This is a genomic window from Paraburkholderia strydomiana (assembly GCF_046030495.1).
In the GTDB taxonomy this organism is placed as follows: domain Bacteria; phylum Pseudomonadota; class Gammaproteobacteria; order Burkholderiales; family Burkholderiaceae; genus Paraburkholderia; species Paraburkholderia strydomiana_A.
Genome location: NZ_JAQQCJ010000024.1, coordinates 29660 through 48684, shown reverse-complemented (window position 1 = coordinate 48684; position 19025 = coordinate 29660). Strand labels below are relative to the sequence as shown.

At 65.9% G+C, this 19025-nt stretch carries 14 protein-coding genes and 1 pseudogene; 4 read left to right on the top strand and 11 right to left on the bottom strand.

The genetic code is table 11. From position 1 onward, the window contains the following. Positions 1–32: 32 nt before the first annotated feature. From PQQ53_RS26755 to PQQ53_RS26745, 3 genes and pseudogenes are all read right to left on the bottom strand, one after another. Positions 33–1766: a peptidoglycan D,D-transpeptidase FtsI family protein gene (locus PQQ53_RS26755; protein WP_408327366.1), complete on the bottom strand. Its 1734-nt coding sequence runs from the start codon at positions 1764–1766 to the stop codon at positions 33–35. 175 nt (positions 1767–1941) lie between these two features. Beyond that, a pseudogene (locus PQQ53_RS26750) lies at positions 1942–2157 on the bottom strand (TRIC cation channel family protein); the annotation flags it as partial. A gap of 430 nt (positions 2158–2587) precedes the next feature. After that, positions 2588–4129 carry a methyl-accepting chemotaxis protein gene (locus PQQ53_RS26745; protein ID WP_408149011.1) on the bottom strand — a complete coding sequence of 514 codons (1542 nt, stop codon included), beginning with the start codon at positions 4127–4129 and terminating at the stop codon, positions 2588–2590. A gap of 616 nt (positions 4130–4745) precedes the next feature. Here PQQ53_RS26745 and aepX point away from each other — a divergent pair. Genes aepX through PQQ53_RS26730 form a run of 3 tightly spaced genes read left to right on the top strand, consistent with a single transcriptional unit; the run spans position 4746 to position 8731 of the window. Continuing rightward, positions 4746–6482, top strand: coding sequence for a phosphoenolpyruvate mutase (aepX, locus tag PQQ53_RS26740; RefSeq protein ID WP_408327364.1), 1737 nt, complete (start codon positions 4746–4748; stop codon positions 6480–6482). Further along, positions 6479–7642 (top strand): phosphonopyruvate decarboxylase, encoded by a 1164-nt coding sequence (gene aepY / locus PQQ53_RS26735; protein ID WP_408327361.1) that lies wholly within the window; start codon positions 6479–6481, stop codon positions 7640–7642. The genes aepX and aepY overlap by 4 nt, the downstream gene beginning before the upstream one ends. 21 nt (positions 7643–7663) lie before the next feature. Continuing rightward, positions 7664–8731 carry a 2-aminoethylphosphonate aminotransferase gene (locus tag PQQ53_RS26730; protein ID WP_408327359.1) on the top strand — a complete coding sequence of 356 codons (1068 nt, stop codon included), beginning with the start codon at positions 7664–7666 and terminating at the stop codon, positions 8729–8731. Between the two features lie 72 nt (positions 8732–8803). Here PQQ53_RS26730 and PQQ53_RS26725 read toward each other — a convergent pair whose 3' ends face one another. From PQQ53_RS26725 to PQQ53_RS26690, 8 genes are all read right to left on the bottom strand, one after another. Next, complete coding sequence (locus tag PQQ53_RS26725) at positions 8804–9004, bottom strand: hypothetical protein (RefSeq protein WP_408149081.1); 201 nt, start codon at positions 9002–9004, stop codon at positions 8804–8806. Positions 9005–9079: 75 nt separating this feature from the next. Beyond that, positions 9080–9784, bottom strand: a complete 705-nt coding sequence (locus PQQ53_RS26720) for a PIG-L deacetylase family protein (RefSeq protein ID WP_408149019.1) — start codon at positions 9782–9784, stop codon at positions 9080–9082. A 390-nt stretch (positions 9785–10174) separates the two neighbouring features. Further along, positions 10175–11710: a UdgX family uracil-DNA binding protein gene (locus PQQ53_RS26715; RefSeq protein WP_408327356.1), complete on the bottom strand. Its 1536-nt coding sequence runs from the start codon at positions 11708–11710 to the stop codon at positions 10175–10177. A 138-nt stretch (positions 11711–11848) separates the two neighbouring features. Next, positions 11849–12436 (bottom strand): nucleotidyltransferase family protein, encoded by a 588-nt coding sequence (locus tag PQQ53_RS26710; RefSeq protein ID WP_408156185.1) that lies wholly within the window; start codon positions 12434–12436, stop codon positions 11849–11851. A gap of 265 nt (positions 12437–12701) precedes the next feature. Then, complete coding sequence (locus tag PQQ53_RS26705; RefSeq protein ID WP_408149024.1) at positions 12702–14918, bottom strand: xanthine dehydrogenase family protein molybdopterin-binding subunit; 2217 nt, start codon at positions 14916–14918, stop codon at positions 12702–12704. Then, entirely contained in the window at positions 14915–15916 is a 1002-nt protein-coding gene (locus PQQ53_RS26700; RefSeq protein ID WP_408149026.1) for an FAD binding domain-containing protein, read from the bottom strand. The genes PQQ53_RS26705 and PQQ53_RS26700 overlap by 4 nt, the downstream gene beginning before the upstream one ends. Before the next feature lie 13 nt (positions 15917–15929). Further along, positions 15930–16652, bottom strand: coding sequence for a 2Fe-2S iron-sulfur cluster-binding protein (locus tag PQQ53_RS26695; RefSeq protein WP_408149027.1), 723 nt, complete (start codon positions 16650–16652; stop codon positions 15930–15932). Between the two features lie 118 nt (positions 16653–16770). Beyond that, the gene (locus PQQ53_RS26690; RefSeq protein WP_408149083.1) at positions 16771–16968 is read right to left on the bottom strand and encodes a hypothetical protein; all 198 of its coding nucleotides are present in this window, start codon (positions 16966–16968) and stop codon (positions 16771–16773) included. Here PQQ53_RS26690 and PQQ53_RS26685 point away from each other — a divergent pair. Further along, positions 16877–18937, top strand: coding sequence for a D-(-)-3-hydroxybutyrate oligomer hydrolase (locus PQQ53_RS26685; RefSeq protein ID WP_408327442.1), 2061 nt, complete (start codon positions 16877–16879; stop codon positions 18935–18937). The genes PQQ53_RS26690 and PQQ53_RS26685 overlap by 92 nt on opposite strands. Positions 18938–19025: the final 88 nt, after the last annotated feature.

Genomic DNA, 19025 nt, shown 5'->3' with positions numbered 1-19025 from the left:
GCCGGTCAGGCATGGGTGGTGCTGGCGAGGCGTCAAATGCCCGGCGCATCCGGCGGCACGCCCAGCAACTGCAATGCGCCGCCGGTCACCTCGCTGAACACCGGCCCAGCCACCGTTCCGCCATAGAACGCCTTGCCCGCCGGGTCGTCGATCATGACCGCGACGATCAGCCGTGGGTCGCTCATCGGCGCCATGCCGACGAACAGCGCGCGATAGCGGTTCTTCGCATACGTTGCGCCGACCTGTTTGCGGGCCGTGCCGGTCTTGCCGCCGATCCGGTAGCCGGGCACCACCGCCGCCCGTCCCGTGCCGCCTTCGCCGGTGGCCATCTCCAGCATCGCGCGGATCGCCCGCGCGGTGGCCGGCTTCGTCACGGCGAGGTCGGTGTCCACGGAGGGCGCGGCGGCATGCGCCCCGTTGCGCAGCAGACTGACGCGTTGCATCGTGCCGTCGCCCGCATAGGCGGTGTAGATCTGCGCCATCTGCAGCAGCGAGGCGGACAGCCCGTAGCCATACGCCATGGTCGCCTGCTCGATCGGACGCCAGCGTTTGTACGGGCGAACCTTGCCGGACGCCACGCCCGGAAAGGTCAGCTCGGGTCTCAGTCCGAGCCCGTATTGCTGATACTTGGTCCAGATCGTCTCTGCCGGCAGATTCAGCGCGAGCTTGGCGAGCGCGATATTGCTCGACTTCTGCACCGCTTCGGAGACCGTCATCACGCCGTGATTCGAGGTGTCGTGAATCACGGCCGGCCCGATCTTGTACCAGCCGGGGGCCGTGTCGATCACGCTTTGCGGCCGCACCTTGCCCTCGTCGATCGAGAGGGCGACGACCAGCGGCTTGATCGTCGATCCGGGTTCGAAGGTGTCGACCACCGCGCGGTTGCGCAGTTGCCGGCCGGTCAGGCGGGCGCGGTCGTTCGGATCGAAGCTCGGATAGTTGGCGAGCGCGAGAATCTCGCCGTTGCGCGCGTCGAGCACCACGACGCTGCCGGCTTCGGCGTGATGCTTCGCAATCGCTTCCTTCAGTTGCCCATAGGCAAGTTGCTGGATGCGCCGGTCGATCGTCAGATGGATGGTCTCGCCGTTGCGCGCCGGCACCAGCGGCCGGGTCTCGGACACCACGCGGCCGAGCCGGTCGCGGATCACTTCGCGCTGCCCGGGCACGCCGAGCAGGTGCTCGTTGGCGGCCAGCTCGACGCCTTCCTGGCCGTTGTCCTCGATATCCGTGAAGCCGACCACGTGCGCCGCCGATTCGCCTTCGGGATAAAAGCGCTTCGAATCGGCAATCTGCGTGATGCCGGCGAGGCCGAGGCGGGACAGTTGGGCGGCGGTGTCGGCATCCACCTGGCGCTTGAGCAGGACGAAGCTCTTGTCGCCGTTCAGACGCCGGCGCAATTCCGCGAGCGGCAGGTCGAGCAGCTTCGCCAGCGGCACGGCGGCGGTTTCATCGACCTGTCTGGGGGTGGCCCAGATTTCGTACGTGGCGAGGCTCACGGCAAGCATCGAGCCGTTGCGATCGACGATCCGTCCGCGCGTCGCGTCGAGTTCGATGGTGCGCTGATAGCGCTTTTGTCCCTGGTCGATATAGAAATCCCGGTTCACCACCTGCACCCACAGCGCGCGGCCCGCCAGCGCCGCGAACGCGCCGAACACCAGCAGGACGATGAACTTCGAGCGCCAGGTGGGCAGGCGAGCGGCCAGCAAGGGGTTCTTCGCGACGGACGCGTAGGGATCATGCGACTGCGATTTTTTCTGCTGGATCATTGGTTGCGGGTAATGAACTCGAGAACGCGATTAACTTGCGCCGTCCGGATCGGCGGCGCTCGACATTTTGAGATGCCAATGGGCGCGCACGACCGGCATGTGTATCGCGAAGCCTGCGGCCGACATCACGATCGACGCCGGTCCTCGCGCGATGCCGCACGCCTGTCACGACCTTGGCCGCCTCGATTGTAATGAGAACGTAATCTGTATGCGAGATCCACGCAAGTGGAGAGTGACCGGGCAAGACGTCTCGCACCGTGCCGCCGCCCAGCGTGGCAACGGTGCCGACGGGGCGCAAACCCAGGCGTTCCATACTGCGGCGCATGCCCATCAGCACGCCGGACACGGCTTCGCGGCGATGGCGAGCAGGGAGGGGACGGTGCAGCAGCATGACGGCCAGTCTTGACGGAGCGCGCTCATGAGCGGCTTCGTCGGCGAAGACCGCTGTGGGGCTCGCGTTGTAAAACGGCGATTATCGTAAGCGTGTTGTTGGTTTGAAAACGGTTAAGCCGAATCCGGTGATACCCAATTCGGCTCAAGTTCGTTGCGTTGTCGAGCGGGGTGGACGTCGGCAGAATGCGAGGCAACTAGACCGCAATGCGCCACGCGAGGCAGCCACTCATATGGCCGTAAAAAAGCCGCGTGGATTTGAAAAATCCGCGCGGCTGGCTCGTTCGATTGATGCGTCGACTCCGACGCGGCGTGTTAAAGGGGCGCTCTCCGCCTGTCGAGCGCCTTCTTTTTTATGGGCTTCCGATCCTGCTTGCACGTGGCGAGCGCCGGGCAAGCCACCCACGCCAGCCACGCCGGCCCCAACACCCTCAACCCGGCAACGCGAAGCTGGAAATCGCCTCGCGCAGCACACCCACCTGATCCTTCAGCGAATGAGCCGCGGCCGCGGCCTGCTCGACGAGCGCCGCGTTCTGTTGTGTGACCTGATCCATCTCGCCCACCGCGCGATTGACCTGCTCGATGCCCGCGCTCTGCTCGCGCGAAGCATGGCTGATTTCCTCGAGAATTTCGTTGACGCGACGCACCGAGTGCACGATCTCGCCCATCGTCGAGCCCGCATTGGCGACCTGCGACGCGCCCGTTTCGACCGTATTCGTCGAGGTTTCGATCAGCGCCTTGATCTCCTTGGCCGCCGTCGCCGAGCGCTGCGCGAGACTGCGCACTTCGGCGGCGACCACCGCGAAGCCGCGTCCCTGTTCGCCCGCGCGAGCCGCTTCGACGGCCGCATTGAGCGCGAGAATATTAGTCTGGAACGCAATGCCGTCGATCACGCCGATGATGTCGCCGATCTGCCGCGAGCTGGCGGTGATCTCGCCCATCGTGCGGACCACGTCGTCGACCACGCGGCTGCCGCGCGTGGCTACGTCCGCCGCCTGGCCGGCGAGCTGCGCGGCCTGCATCGCGCTGTCCGCGTTCTGCTTCACGTTGACGGTCATCTGATCCATGCTCGACGCTGTTTCGACGAGCGCCGCAGCCTGTTCCTCGGTGCGTTGCGAGAGGTCGGTATTGCCGGCGGCGATTTCTGTCGCGCCGATGTTGATGTTCTCGGTGCCCAGACGCACGCGCGACACCGTGTCGACGAGACCGGCCTGCATGGTTTGTAGCGCGTGCAGCAGGCTGCCGTTGTCGTGCGGGCCGACCGGTACGCGCGTCGCGAGATTGCCTTGCGCCATCAGTTGCGCATGTTCGACGGCCACTTCGAGATCGCCGCCGAGCGAGCGGCGAATGCTGCGCAACACCAGCAGCATGACGGCCGTGGCAACGGCGCCGAGCGTCACCGTGATCGCGAGCCAGCGCAGCAGATTCGCGTAGAACGCGCTCTGCACGTCGTCCATGTACATGCCGGTGACGAGATACCAATCCCACGGCGCGAAGTGCATCGAGTAGCTGGTTTTGGCGACCGGCTGCTCGCTGCCGGGCTTCGCCCACAGATAGTCGACGAAGCCGCCGCCGTCGTGATTGCCCGCGTTGACGATCGCGACGAACAGATGGTTGCCCGCCGGGTCGGCGAACTGCGCGAGGTTCTTGCCGACCAGTTCCTGCTTGAACGGGTGCATCAGCATGACCGGCTGCGAATCGTTGACGGAAATGTAGCCGTCCTTGCCGTAACGCATGGCCGCCAGCATCTCGAGCGCCTGCTTTTTGGCGTCGGTCTCGGAAAGGGTGCGCTGCTGGGCCAGCGCGTAGTAATGGGCGACGATGTGGTTGCCCTGGTCGATCAGCGCGGTCAATTGATCGCGGCGGTCCGAGATCATCGACGCGCGGTTTTGCCATGCGCCGAAGCCGCCGATCAGGATCAGGCCGATCCACAGCACGGCGATCATGGACGTCAGTTTTTTGTTCAGAGTCATAGCAATGAGAGTGGCTTTTGCAGGTGATCGGGCGGAGTTGAGTTTGCCTGGCAGCGATTAGCTTGTCGCTAACGTTGTTTACGGCGCAACACGGTGTGCTCCGCAGGCAGGGGAAACCCGTTGTTTCAGGTTGTTATTCGTCTGATCTATAAGCCGTTTGGCTCGCCCGGGCGGCAGCTTTCACTGCGCGATCCGCGACGGTTTTAATCTGGATTTTCCATTGCCGGCTTATTGTTATTCGCGTCGTTTAATGCCAATGACGACTTGAGAGCGCGGTCATGAAATTAATCGGTCTGCGTCAATAACAAGCGATATAAAAAAGCGACCCGCTACGGCTATTAATGACTCAGGTAAAGCCTGAAACAGGCCGGCCCGGCGCCAACCCCGTGCTCACCACGAAAGCGCGTCAAACCGCCACAAAACGCCAATCAAATCCAAAACCCGCTGCAGTATTGCGGAAAACGCAAAAAAAGACACATTTTTCCACTTAACGGCAACGCAGAAAAACGCGCTGTCATCGAAAAGACGAATAAATAAAAATTCCGCTATAGTCGCGATTTTCCCGTCGCCAGGCGGGCAATAAGAGCACCAATAAGCCCGCTATCAGGAGTAGAAAATGAACGCCCGCCAACCCGCCTTCGTCTCCGTATCCCGCAGCGCACGTCTGCGCCAGATGCTCCTTAGCAACGAACTCGAATTCATGATGGAGGCCCATAACGGCTTGTCCGCGCGAATCGTCCGTGAAGCCGGCTTCAAGGCGATCTGGGGTTCGGGGCTTGCGATCTCCGCGCAATACGGCGTGCGCGACAACAACGAAGCAAGCTGGACCCAGGTTGTCGACACGCTCGAATTCATGGCCGACGCGAGCGATCTGCCGATCCTGCTCGACGGCGACACCGGCTACGGCAACTTCAACAACGTGCGCCGCCTCGTGCGCAAGCTCGAACAGCGCGGCATTGCAGGCGTCTGTATCGAAGACAAGCAATTCCCGAAGACCAACAGCTTCATCAACGGCGAAGCGCAGCCGCTCGCCGATATGGACGAGTTCTGCGGCAAGATCAAAGCCGGCAAGGACTCGCAGTCCGACGAAAATTTCTCGATCGTCGCGCGCGTCGAAGCGCTGATCGCGGGCTGGGGCATGGACGAGGCGCTGCGCCGCGCGGAAGCCTACCGGCAAGCCGGTGCGGACGCGATCCTGATTCACAGCAAGCTCTCGCGTCCCGATGAAATTCTCGAATTCGCACGCGAATGGGCCGGCCGTGGTCCGCTCGTGATCGTGCCGACCAAGTACTACAGCACGCCGACCGAAGTGTTCCGCGAAGCGGGCATCAGCACGGTGATCTGGGCGAATCATCTGATCCGCTCGGCGACCTCGGCGATGCAGGCCGTCGCGAAGGAAATTCATTCGAGCCAGACCCTCGTGAACGTCGAAGACAGCATTGCCGCCGTCAACGAAATTTTCCGTTTGCAGGACGCCGACGAATATTCCGAAGCCGAAGACCGCTATCTGTCGAGCGGCCGCGCGGCCGGCGCCGCGGTCGTGCTCGCCGCGAGCCGCGGCAAGGGCCTCGAAGCCGTCACCGAAGACCGGCCGAAAGTCATGCTGCCGATCGCGGGCAAGCCGCTGCTGCGCTGGCTCGTCGACGCGTTCAAGAAGCAGGGCGTCAACGACATCACCGTGGTCGGCGGCTATCGTGCCGATGCGATCGAAACGGCGGGCATCAAGCTCGTCGTCAACGAACAGCATGCGCAAACCGGCGAACTCGCGTCGCTCGCGTGCGCGCTCGACAAGCTGAGCGGCGATACGGTCGTCTCGTACGGCGATCTGCTGTTCCGCAGCTACATCCTGCGCGACCTCGTGGAGAGCGAAGCGGCGTTCAGCGTCGTGGTGGATTCGTCGCTGACCGATACGGAAAACGCCAGCGTGCGCGATTTCGCGTGGTGCTCGGCCGCCGACGATCGCGGACTGTTCGGCAACAAGGTCGTGCTGCGCCATGTGTCGAGCGGGCAGAACGCATCGGCGGAGATTGCCGCGCAAGCGCCGCATGGCCGCTGGGTGGGTCTGCTGAACGTGCGCGACGCAGGCCGCGAGCGTCTGCAGGCGGTGATGAGCCGGTTGCAGGCGCGCGCCGATTTCGCTTCGCTCGACATGCCCGCGCTGCTGAACGCGCTGATCGAAGCGGGTGAATCGATCGAGGTGCAATACGTGCATGGCCACTGGCGCGGCGTGAACGATCTGGACGACTTCCGCCGTGCGGGCGACTTCGCGCATGCGCAAGCGCCATTCGCGGCGGCGGGCGGCAGCGCGATGCAAAGCGCGGCGAAGAGCGCCGCGAACGGAGCGGCGCAATGATCGAAGCCGCACAGTTTGTCGAGGCGGCGCGTGAGCGCGGCTTCGACTGGTACGCAGGGGTGCCGTGCTCGTATCTGACGCCGTTCATCAACTACGTGTTGCAGGACGAGTCGTTGCACTACGTGTCGGCGGCCAACGAAGGCGATGCGGTCGCGCTGATCGCGGGCGTCACGCTCGGCGCGAAGCATGGCCGGCGCGGCATCACGATGATGCAGAACTCCGGCCTCGGCAACGCCGTGAGCCCGCTTACGTCGCTCACGTGGACCTTCCGTCTGCCGCAATTGCTGATCGTCACGTGGCGCGGCCAGCCCGGTGTCGCCGACGAACCGCAGCACGCGCTGATGGGTCCGGTCACGCCCGCGATGCTCGAGACTATGGAGATTCCCTGGGAGACTTTCCCGACCGAGGCCGACGCGATCGGCCCGGCGCTGGATCGCGCGATCGCGCACATGGACGAAACCGGCCGCCCGTATGCGCTCGTGATGCAGAAGGGCAGCGTGGCGCCGTACGAGTTGAAAGCCGGCGGCGCGAGTACGCGCCGTGCGCCGGTGGCGCCGCGCTCGCAGTTCCATGACGTCGCGGCGGGCGAACTGGCTTCGCGTCACGACGCGTTGCAGAAGGTCATCGCGCACACGCCGCTCGAATCGACGGTGGTGCTCGCGTCGACCGGATTTTGCGGCCGCGAACTCTATGCGATCGACGACCGGCCGAACCAGTTGTACATGGTCGGCTCGATGGGCTGCGTGACGCCGTTCGCGCTCGGGCTCGCGCTCGCGCGTCCCGACCTGCACGTGGTCGCGCTCGACGGCGACGGCGCCGCGCTGATGCGCATGGGCGCGTTCGCGACGCTCGGCGCTTACGGTCCGGGCAATCTCACGCACGTGCTGCTCGACAACGGCGCGCACGATTCGACCGGCGGCCAGGCGACGGTGTCGTCGCAAGTGTCGTTCGCGGGTGTGGCCGCGGCGTGCGGTTATGCGTCGGCGGTCGAAAGCGACAACGCAGCGGTGCTCGATCAGGTCTTCGACGCGCCGCCGCTCGACGGCCCGCGCTTCGTGCGCCTCGCGATTCACCGCGGCACGCCGGACGGCCTGCCGCGTCCCACCATCACCCCGCCCGATGTGAAGACGCGCCTGATGCGCCACATCGGCGCCGCTTGAAATCACAGTAAAGGAGCGCCCATGCTGCTGCTCAATCCCGGTCCGGTGACGCTCACCGAACGTGTTCGCCATAGCCTGTTGCAGACGGATCTGTGCCATCGCGAAAGCGAGTTTTTCGACTTGCAGGAAGATGCCCGCACGCGCCTCGTCGATCTGTACGGTCTCGATGCGAATGAATGGCAGGCGGTGTTGATGACCGGCTCCGGCACGGCCGCCGTCGAAAGCATGGGCGCCGCGCTGGTGCCGCAAAACGGCAAGCTGCTGGTGGTGGAAAACGGCGTGTACGGCGAGCGCATTTCGCAGATCGCCATGCAATACGGCATCGCGCATGAATCGCTGAAGCACGACTGGATGCACGCGCCGGACCTCGCGAAGATCGCCGAACGCCTCGATGCGGACAAGGCGTTCACGCACGTCGCGGTGATTCATCACGAAACGACCACGGGCCGTCTGAACGACCTCGCGCCGCTCGGCGCGCTGTGCCGCGCGCGCGGTTTGCGTCTACTGGTGGACGGCGTGAGCAGTTTCGGCGCCGAAGCGATCGATTTCGCCGATGCGAGTCTCGACGCGGTCGCGGCCACCGCGAACAAGTGTCTGCACGGCGTGCCGGGCGCGTCGTTCGTGCTGGTGCGGCGCGTGGCGCTCGCCCAGGCGGCGAGCCGCACCTACTACCTCGATCTCGGGCGGCTCGCGCGTTTGCAGGATCAGCGCAACACGCCGTTCACGCCGTCGGTTCACGCGTACTACGCGCTCGTCGAAGCGCTGCGCGAACTCGCCGACGAAGGCGGCTGGCGCGCGCGTCACGCGCGTTATGCGGCGCTGGCCGAACAGGCTCGGGCGGGGCTCGCCGAGCGGGGCATCCGCAGCGTGTTGCCAGCGGAGCAATCGTCGGTGGTGCTGCGCGCGTACCGGTTGCCGGACGGCGTCGCGTATGCGCAATTGCACGACGCGCTGAAGGCGCGCGGCTTCGTCATCTATGCGGGGCAGGGCGGCTTGTCGGCCGAACTGTTCCGCATTTCGACGATGGGCAATATCCACGCCGCCGATATCGACCGTTTGCTGCAGGGCTTCACCGAACTGACGCGTTGATTCGGGCGTCGCGGTGCAGGGCGCGGCGGCTTTCACCGCGCCGCGCCGTACCGCGCGATGCAATGCGCCCGGTCACACGGGATCCTTGTCAGGCGGCCCGTCGGGCCGCTGCGGCTCCTCCACGTGATGGCCGGGCGACGGCGGCACCAGCGGGTCGGCTTCCGGGTCGCGGTTCGGATCGGCATTGGGGTCGGGAATTGGACTGGTATGCATGTCGTAGCTCATCGCATCACCCTGTAGTTGAAACGCATGCGGTTCGAGCGCTTCGGACAATCCGCGCTCGAACCGACGCCGGCAATCATCTTCAAGCGTAGGCGTTTTTGCCGCGCGCCGCGCTGCTCAGTGTTGTCACTTTCTTCCGCGACGGCCAACGCTGAGCTGCCAGTAACGCTCGGTGGCGAAAACGTCGTCGTAATTGCCCGCGCCGAATGCGCGCAACTGGCTGGCGTACGCATTGACCGCCTCGCGTTTGAGTTGCGCGCGGCGCTGGACGTCGATCGTATGCGCTGCGCTCGGATGCGCCGGCGTCGCCACGATGCCGCGCTGCGCAAGATCGGCGAGGCGCGCCTGCACGACGCCGGGCGTGCGCCGGTGAATCGCTTCCTCGTAGCCGAACCAGACCAGATGCGACAGCCGCGGCAGGATTTCGCAGCAGGCTTCGAAGACCCGCACGTGATCGTCGTGATAGAGGCCGAGCGGCATCAGCAGCGTATTCGCGGTGCTGCGATAAATGATTTCTTCGAGCATTGCCGCCATCCGGCTGATCGACGGCGAGTCGGCATACTGGCTGTCGCGAAACGGCATGCGCAGCGGAATCGCGTCGAGCACCTCCAGCGCGCGGTTGTCCTCAAGCGTGCGCTCGTGGATGGCTTCGTAGGCATTCGCGAAACCCGACTTCTGATCCCATTCGGTATGCATCTCGTGCTCCGGCGGCGCGGCGAACACCGTGCAGACCGAGGCGTCGGGGTGAGCGGCGAGCAATGCGCCGCAGCTGAAAACGGCGTCGTCGAAATGGGGCGAGACGATGAACAGGCGTGGGCTGGTTTCGCTCATTGGGGCGGTAGGGTTGGGCGCGGGCGGCCGGCTAATGCGTGAGCTAGAGCTCTCAGGGCCCGGTCCGCGCGGAAAACATGGGCTCACATCAGCTTAGGCCGAATCGATGCGGCTTGCGCGGCGGTTGTGGGGCCGCAAGTGGTGTGCCTGGGTGTGCCTGGGTGTGGCTGGCTGTGTTGGACTGTGTTTGGCGGGCTCCCGTAGAGGCTCACCGGTTGGGAGCGTGGGGGCTCCTGAATTGACTCACCGTCGGTTGGCGGTGGAAGGCGGGATTTTCGTTGGCGGGATAAGGCGGTACGCATCGGCATGCGACTCGCGCGAGGAAAGTGCCCGGGCATCGCGCTGCTGCTGCGGCCTGTCGCGTCAGCCCATGAGCCCGTTTGCAGGGAGTCAATCGCACCTTTTTCTGACCGTTTCATCCGGATCAGAAAAACTACTCGCCCCCACCGCCAGCGCCGCTGCCCGGCGAAACGTCGTCACGATGCTCTCCACGATGTCCGCGCGCAAGCGCGCGTCTGCCGTTCTTAGCGCATACACCGGATGCCACGTCGGCACGATCAGGCGTTCGCGATGAGCAATGGTCTGCCCGACATATTCGGACAGATTGACGTGCGCGCCGGTCAGCGCTTTCAGCGCGGTCGCGCCGAGCGTCACGATCACGCGCGGCGCGACGCGCGTCAGTTCCTGTTCCAGCCAGTGCCGGCAAGCCTCCACCTCGCGGCGCTCCGGGGTGCGGTGGACGCGCTGCTGGTCGAGCGTTTCCCACTTGTAATGCTTGACGGCATAGGTCAGATACAGCGCCGCGCGGTCGAGACCGGCGCGCGCGAGTACCGCGTCCAGCAGTTGGCCGGCGGGTCCGGTAAAAGGTTCGCCGTGCTGGTTTTCATATTCGCTGGGCTGTTCGCCGATGGCCATGATCGTCGCGTGGGCCGGCCCGGCGCCCGCGACGGCCTGCTTCGCGTTGCGCCACAGCGCGCAACGCCGGCACGCGGCGAGCGGGCCGACCGCCTCACGCAAGGGCGGCGTGAGCGCTGAATATTCGACCGGCGGCGTCTGCGGCACCGTGACAGTGACGGCTTGCGCGCCGAGACGGCTGCGCTTGCGCGCGAGGTGCGCGGGCAGCGGCGGACCGGCGGGCGGTGTGCGCCAGTAGGAGAGCCGCGCCGGCGTCGGCAGCGCATTGACGACGCTTGCGTAGTAGGCGAGCCAGAGTGCTTCGGCGGGCTCGCTGGTGGTGGCTTCGCCCGCCATGACGTCAGGCGGCACAGCCTGCGCAGCCTGCTGGTCTTCTTCCGTTGCGCACCGGTCGATACGCAACAGCATGCCGTTCCAGAACACCGCGCCGTGCGGGGTGGCTAGCATCCACGTGGAGTCGCCCATGGGTTGGGCGAACCGCGCGGCGGCGCGCTTCAGGATATCGTGCCGCGGCTCGTACCAGCCGACGAATTCGGGCAGGCCCATCGAGGGATCGCGCAGTCTGAAGCGAGTGAAGCTCAGCAGCTCGTCGGTTTCATGTTCGATCGACTGCACGCGCAGCGCGAGTTGCGCGCCGTCGGGGTCAGCCGGATCGACGACGTGGCGCTCGCCGTGCGTCCAACGCCACAGCACGCGATAAAGCAGAGCCCAGCGATCCGGCGCGCGGAAGCAGGACGCCGTCTGCAACTGGGCGAGGAGGTCGCGGGGAATGGCGGGCGCCGTGAGAGGAGGGGCGGTGGTCAGGGCGTCGAGGGCGGCGGCGGTATCTACGGTTGTCTGGGCCGCACCCGGAAGCCGCGCATCGCGCCCAGCCTCCGACTCGCCTTCTCCAGCCATCTCGCCTTCAACCTCGACCCACTCGATCGACCCCGGCTCAGCACCCTGACGCAGTAGCTCTCGCGCCGTGCGGCGCCATGCGGCAAAAGACGGTTCGATCGGAATGCGCTTCATGCGGACGCGCCGTGGGCGCGCGACGAGAAGCGGCAGCCCATGCGGACAAAAATACTGTATGGATATACAGTATGCACTCAAACCCGCGCCGGGATCAAGGCCGCACTACGAGCGGCGCCTGCACGCCGCTCACTCACGCTAGACGTTGCGCAAATCCTCCGGCGTGTCCACGTCCCGCAGGATCCCCGGGTCGTCGACCTCCACCTTTGTCACACACTGCGACATCAGCAAGGATTTCGCGCCGGTGTCCCCGTCGAGCGCCAGCAGTGCCTCGCGATGCTCGATGCCGAAGCCGACCGGATGCCCGCGCTGTCCCCGATAAAACGGCGCGACTAACGATGCGCCCTTGTCGAGCGTGATTGCCACGGTCTCGATCGTCGAGGTGGCGATGCGCGGCATGTCCGCGAGCGCGACGATCCAGCCTTCGGCGTCGTCGCTCGCTTCGATGCCGGCGGCGAGGCTCGCGCCCATGCCGCGTTCGGCGTCGGACGCGAATACCACGTCGCAACCGGCGTCGTTCAGCAGACGCGCGAGGGCGTCCGAACCCGGTCGCACTACGGCCAGCACGCGCGTCACGACGTGTAGCAGCCGATGCGCGGCTTCGTGCGCGACCGGCGTGCCATCGGGCATCCGGGCAAGGAGTTTGTTGTGCAGGCCGTCCGGATCGAAGCGCGAACCGAAGCCGGCGGCGAGCAGCACGCCAGTGGCGAGCGAGGCGTAGGCCATGGACGGACACCGGTGGAGGGAATGAAGCCGATTGTGCGATGCAACGCGGTCGCAGGCAAGCGCCAATGTGGGTGCATGGCGCCTCGCCGCGCTACCTGGCCGGCGGACGTGAAGCGCGGCGCCGCGTCATTTTGGTGCGGCGCGAAGGTTGTCGCGGCGACGGGGCGACTGACGAGCGCGGCTCACCCGTGCATCGGCGAAACTCAAATCGACGCACGTGCCCGTCACAATCAACCGGCAGCCCTCGCTGCCGCTCGCAAAAGGATCAGCCCGTCCCCATCACCTTGTCCAACGTGAGCGGCAAATCGCGCACCCGTACTCCGGTTGCGTGATACACCGCGTTCGCGATCGCCGCCGGCACGCCCGTAATGCCGATCTCGCCGATCCCGCGCACGCCGAGCGAGTTGATATACGGATCGGGCCGATCGATGAACGTGATATCGAGCGCGCCGATATCCGCATTCACCGGCACGTGGTACTCCGCGAGATTCGCGTTGGTGAAGCGTCCATAACGCGTGTCCACCGTGGACTCTTCCTGCAGCGCCGCGCCGATGCCCCACACGATGCCGCCGATCATCTGGCTGTGCGCGGTCTTGTGATTGAGTACACGGCCCACGTCGTACACCCCGACCACCCGCGGCACGCGAATCGTCCCGAGTTCGGCGTCGACATGCACCTCGACGAACACCGCGCCGAACGAGTGGAACGAGTACTTCTGCTTCTCATCGCCGGGCTTGACCGTCGAGGTCGCTTCGATCGGCTTGCCGCCCGAGCGCGCGATGATGGCGGCCGCCGGATCGCGTTTGCCCGGCTGCGAGCGGCTCACCACCCAGCCGTTATCCACGGTGATGTCGTCGAGCGCGATGCCGTGCACCGGCGAAGCCGGGTCGGCCAGCGCCAGCGCGATCAACTGGCTGCGCGCCTGGCTCGCCGCCTCGCGCACGGCGGGCGACACGCTCGCCGCCGACTGCGAGCCGCCCGACACGGGCGCGCGCGGCAGCGTCGAATCGCCGAGCGCGAAGTGGATGTTTTCCGGCGCGAAGCCGAGCGCGTCGGCGGCCACCTGGGTCATCACCGTGTAAGTACCGGTGCCGAGGTCCTGGGTGCCGGACGCGACCATCGCCGTGCCGTCCGGCAGAATCCTCGCGATGGCCGCCGCTTCGCTGCGGTTGGCCGGATAGGTCGCGGTCGCCATGCCCATGCCGATCAGCGTGCGGCCCGCGCGCATCGAGCGTGGCGCGGCGCTTCTGCGCGACCAGCCGAATTTCTCCGCGCCGATCTGATAGCACTCGCGCAACGACTTACCCGACCACGGCTTGTTTTCCTGGGGATCGGCCTCTGCGTAATTCTTGATGCGCAGCGCGAGCGGGTCCATTTTCAATGCGGCCGCGAGTTCGTCCATCGCCGATTCGAGCGCGAACGAACCCGTGGTTTCGCCTGGCGCGCGCATGAAGGTCGGCGTGCCGAGATTGAGCGGCACGATGCGATGCGTCGTCACCTGGTTGGGCACCGCGTACAGCATTCGCGTGACCATGCAGCAGGTCTCGGTCCAGTCTTCGATCGTCGAGGTGTTGGAAAAGCTGTCGTGGCGCATGGCGGTGAGCGTGCCGTCGCGCCGAGCGCCGATCGTGAAGTGCTGCTCGGTGCGCGGACGCGCGCCGACCGGCCCGAACATCTGCGGCCGTTCAAGCACGAGGCGCACCGGACGCCCCGTCTGTTTCGCCGCCATCGCGCACAACGACACATGCGACCACGACGAGCCCTTGCACCCAAAGCCGCCGCCGATGAACGGCGAGATCACGCGCACGTCGCCGGGCGCGATGCCGAACACCTTGGCCACCGCCTGCGCGGCGCTGCTCACGCCTTGCGTCGAATCGTAGAGCGTGAGTTGCGGTCCGTCCCAGCGCGCCATCGTGGCGTGCGGCTCCATCGGGTTGTGATGCTCGATGGGCGTGGTGTACGTCGCAGTCACATGGACCGCGCCGCTTTGCATGCCGTCTTCGAAGCTGCCGCGTTGCGTGTCGGTTTGGCGGCCTTGCGGCTTGTCCGGCGCGTGCGCGTTCGGTTTGGCCTGCGCGAAGTCCACGGTCGCGGCACTCGCCTGATAGACGATGCGCAATTGACGCGCGGCGTCGGTCGCATGTTCGAGCGTGTCGGCGACCACCACCGCGACCGGCTCGTTGCTGTAGTGAACCTGGTTGTCCTGCAGCAGCGACAGCCGCCTGCCGGCGGGCGGCGCGAGCGCGGGCCTGCCGCCGTTCGGCAGACGCGGCGCGTTCTGATACGTCATCACGAGCAGCACGCCGGGCAGCGCCTGCGCGCGGCTCGCGTCGATCGACGCGATCGTGCCGCTCGCAATCGTGCTGGTGACGAGCACCGCATGCGCGAGACGCGCTTCGGGGAATTCGGCGGCATAGCGTGCTTCGCCGGTGACTTTGAGCAGACCGTCGACGCGGTCGACCGGTTGACCGATCAGATTCATGCGACACCTCCCGCGTGGCCGGCGGCCTGGTTGACTGCGCGCACGATCGCGCGTTGCGCGAGCTGCACCTTGAAACGATTGTCTTGCTGCGGGCGTGCGTCCCTCAACGCGGCGGCCGCGGCGTTATTCAACGACGCCTGCGTGAGCGGCTGACCGTTGAGCATCTGTTCGGCGACGCTCGCGCGCCACGGTTTGTGCGCGACGCCGCCCAGCGCGATGCGCGCGGTCCTCACGCGTTCGCCGTCCATCTGCAACGCGGCGGCCACCGACACCAGCGCGAATGCGTAACTGGCGCGGTCACGCACTTTCAGATAATGGGAATGTGCGCTGAAAAGCGGCGGCGGCAGATCGACCGCCGTAATCAGTTCGCCAGGCTGCAACGTGGTATCGACGTCGGGCCGGTCGGCGGGCAGGCGGTGGAAGTCGGCGAACGCGATCGTGCGCTCGCCGTTGGGACCGCTCACGCGCACGACCGCTTCGAGCGCGGCCAGCGCCACGCTCATATCCGAAGGATTCACCGCGATGCATTGGGCACTCGCGCCGAGAATCGCATGCATGCGGTTGTGGCCGCCGAGCGCCGCGCAGCCGCTGCCGGGCATGCGCTTGTTGCATTGCGTGAAGGCCGTATCGTAGAAGTAGCCGCAGCGCGTACGTTGCAGCAGGTTGCCGCCGACCGTCGCCATATTGCGCAACTGCGACGACGCGCCCGCGAGCAGCGCTTGCGACAGCAACGGGTATTGCTCGCGCACCAGCGCATGGTTCGCCGCATCGCTGTTGCGCACCAGCGCGCCGATGCGGATGCCGCCGTCGGGCAGCGTCGTTACCGTATCGAGTCCGCTGATGTGCGTGATGTCGATGAGCCGCATCGGCCTCGCGACACCGCCCTTCATCAGATCGAGCAGATTGGTGCCGCCGCCGATGAAGACCGCGCCCGGTTGCTGAACCGCGCGCACTGCGCTGGCGACGTCGCCGGCGCGTTCGTAAGAGATCGCATCCATGCTGGTCGCTCCGTCAGGCATTGCCGGGTTGGGGGGCGCCGCTCGAGCCACCGCCTTCATGCACCGCACGCACCGCGGCCACGATGTTCGCGTAGGCGCCGCAGCGGCAGATGTTGCCGCTCATCCGTTCGCGGATTTCCTCGTCGGACAGTTGGGCGGGACGGCTGCGGACATCGGCGGTCACGGTGCTCGCCGTGCCGTTGCGAAATTCGTTCAGCAGAGCCGTCGCGGAACACAACTGCCCCGGTGTACAGTAGCCGCACTGGAACGCATCGTGTTCGATGAACGCGCGCTGCATCGGACTCAATGCGCCGTTGGCCGCGAGTCCTTCCACGGTGGTGATGTTTTCGCCTTCGTGCATCACCGCGAGCGTCAGACACGAGTTGATGCGGCGGCCCTCGACGAGCACCGTGCACGCGCCGCACTGACCACGGTCACAGCCTTTTTTCGTGCCCATCAGATCCGCGTATTCGCGCAGCGCATCAAGCAGGGTCACGCGCGGTTCGAGTTGCAGCGTATAGGCGCGGCCGTTGACGGTCAGTGTGACCGGGCGCGGCGGCACGGCCTGGTTGAGTTGAGCCGGCGGCGCGGCCGGCGTTTGGGTTTGTGCGCGCAGATGCGGCGCCGCGCCGACCGTCGCGGCGGCGGCGGCCGATTGCAGAAAGCGGCGGCGTGCGGGTTGCTGTGGGGTGGCGTCTGAAGCGCCTGAATCCTGACATTCGTTATGCGTGGACATGACGTTCTGTTGACTCCAGTGAAAGGTCAATGCAGGCTAGCGATGCATCGGTATCCGAAGCGTCGCGTTCTAACAAAGCTGACGCAGCAATTTCGGTGCCGTTGCAACTACAACGGTATTAGAAAATGACGGAGACAGCAAAAATGACTTCAACGATCAGAGTCTGGCCGGCTTCGCGTAAGGCTTCACGCGTTGCTTCGCCTATGCGTACCGTGGCCGTCGTGATGATGGCGGCAATTGCGCTGACTGCCTGCCATAGCGACGATGAAAACAACGCTCCACCTTCACCGCCAGCCAACGTGCTGCCCGGCTTCATCAAAAGCGCCGTGACCACCCAGTCCTATGACGGCAACACCGACGATCTGCTTACTGCGGGTCTCGGCAAGAGCGGCCTTGCGCTGGCCACCGTGCCGGCGATTGCGAACCCTGCGCAGCCCACGGCCGCCGAGTTGCGGCGCGTGGCGATCTGGTCGAACTATCGCGCGCTCGTCGACATGAGCGCGAACGGCGGCTATGGACGCTTCTGGGGACCCAACGTCGACCTGAACGGCAACGACACGCTGGGCGAAGGCAAGATCGCGGGCAAGGAGTACCTCGCGTTCGCCGACGACGGCAGCGGCGCGCAGAACGTCAGCATGCTGGTGCAGATTCCGGCGAGCTTCAATCCGGATCAGCCGTGCATCGTCACGGCGACGTCGTCGGGTTCGCGCGGCGTGTACGGCGCGATTTCCGCGGCTGGCGAGTGGGGCCTCAAGCGCGGCTGCGCGGTGGCCTATACCGACAAGGGCAGCGGCAACGGTGCGCACGAACTGTCGACCAATCGCGTCACGCTGATCGACGGCACGTTGCAGGATGCGTCGGCCGCCGGCAAAGCGAGTCTCTTCACCGCGAACCTGAGCGGCAGCGCGCTCACCTCGTTCAACACGCAGTTCCCCAATCGCTATGCGTTCAAGCACGCGCACTCGCAGCAGAATCCGGAGCAGGACTGGGGCAAGAATACCTTGCAGGCGATCCAGTTCGCATACTGGGCGCTCAACGATTCGTACGGCGCGCTGAACGGCTCCGCACGCGCCGTGCGTTATGCGAGCGGCAGCATCACGACGATTGCGGCGTCGGTGAGCAATGGCGGCGGCGCGTCGCTCGCGGCGGCGGAGCAGGATACGTCCGGCCTGATCACCGCGGTGGTGGTCGGCGAGCCGCAGATCAATTTGCGGGTTGGCACGCAAGTCTCGGTGGAGCAGGGCGGCGTGCCGGTCGGCGCGGTCGGCGAGCCGCTTGCCGACTACATGACGCTCGCCAACCTGTTGCAGCCGTGCGCCGCGCTCGCGCCCGCCGCCGCCGGCGCGCCGTATCTGAGCACGTTGCCGACCACGACCACCACGGCGATCCGCGTCGCACGCTGTGCGTCGCTCGCGGTCGCTGGTGTGATCGCGGGAACGGATGTGACGACCAGGGCGGTGAACGCGCTCGCGCTGCTGCATCAGAGCGGCTACCAGACCGACTCGGATCTCCTGCACGCGCCGATGTGGGATTCGCAAGCCGTGCCCGCCGTCGCTGCGACCTATGCGAATGCGTACGCGCGCGCCAGTGTCGCCGACAACCTCTGCAACTTCAGCTTCGGCACGACCAGTGCGGCCGGGGCAGCGGGTGTGACGCCGGGCGTATCGCCGATGCTCACGGTGTTCGGCAACGGCAACGGTGTGCCGCCGACCAATGGCATCAATCTCGTCTATAACGCAGGGGCATTCGGCGCGGCGGATCACCGGCTGGCGACCGCCGATGCGAGCTACGCGGGAGCGGCGTGTCTGCGTGCGCTGTGGACCGGCGGCGCGCTGACCGGCAGTGTGGACGCCGTCCGCGTGAATGCGAATCTGCATGGCAAGCCGACGATCATCGTGCAGGGCCGCGCGGATGCTCTGGTGCCGATCAATCACGCGTCGCGGCCGTACCTCGGGATGAATCAGCTGATCGAGGGGGGGGCGAGCAAGCTGTCGTTCTACGAAGTGACGAATGCTCAGCACTTCGACGCGTTTCTCAGTGTGGCCGGTTTCGATACGCGTTTCGTGCCGCTGCATTACTACAATCTGCAGGCGCTCAATCTGATGTGGAGTCACCTGAAGAGCGGCACGCCGCTGCCGCCGTCGCAGGTGATTCACACGACACCGCGTGGCGGTGTGGCTGGCGCGGCGCCCGCGCTGAGCGCGGCGAATTTGCCGGCGATTGCGGCGAGCCCGGGGAGCAATGCGATTACGGCGGCGGGTGGGGCGGTGAACGTGCCGAATTGAGAGGTGCCTGTTCCGGGTGCGATGGCGTTGCGCGCGGCTTCGCTTATTGCATCCGGCCAGGTACGGCCGATGCTACCGCTGAATAGAT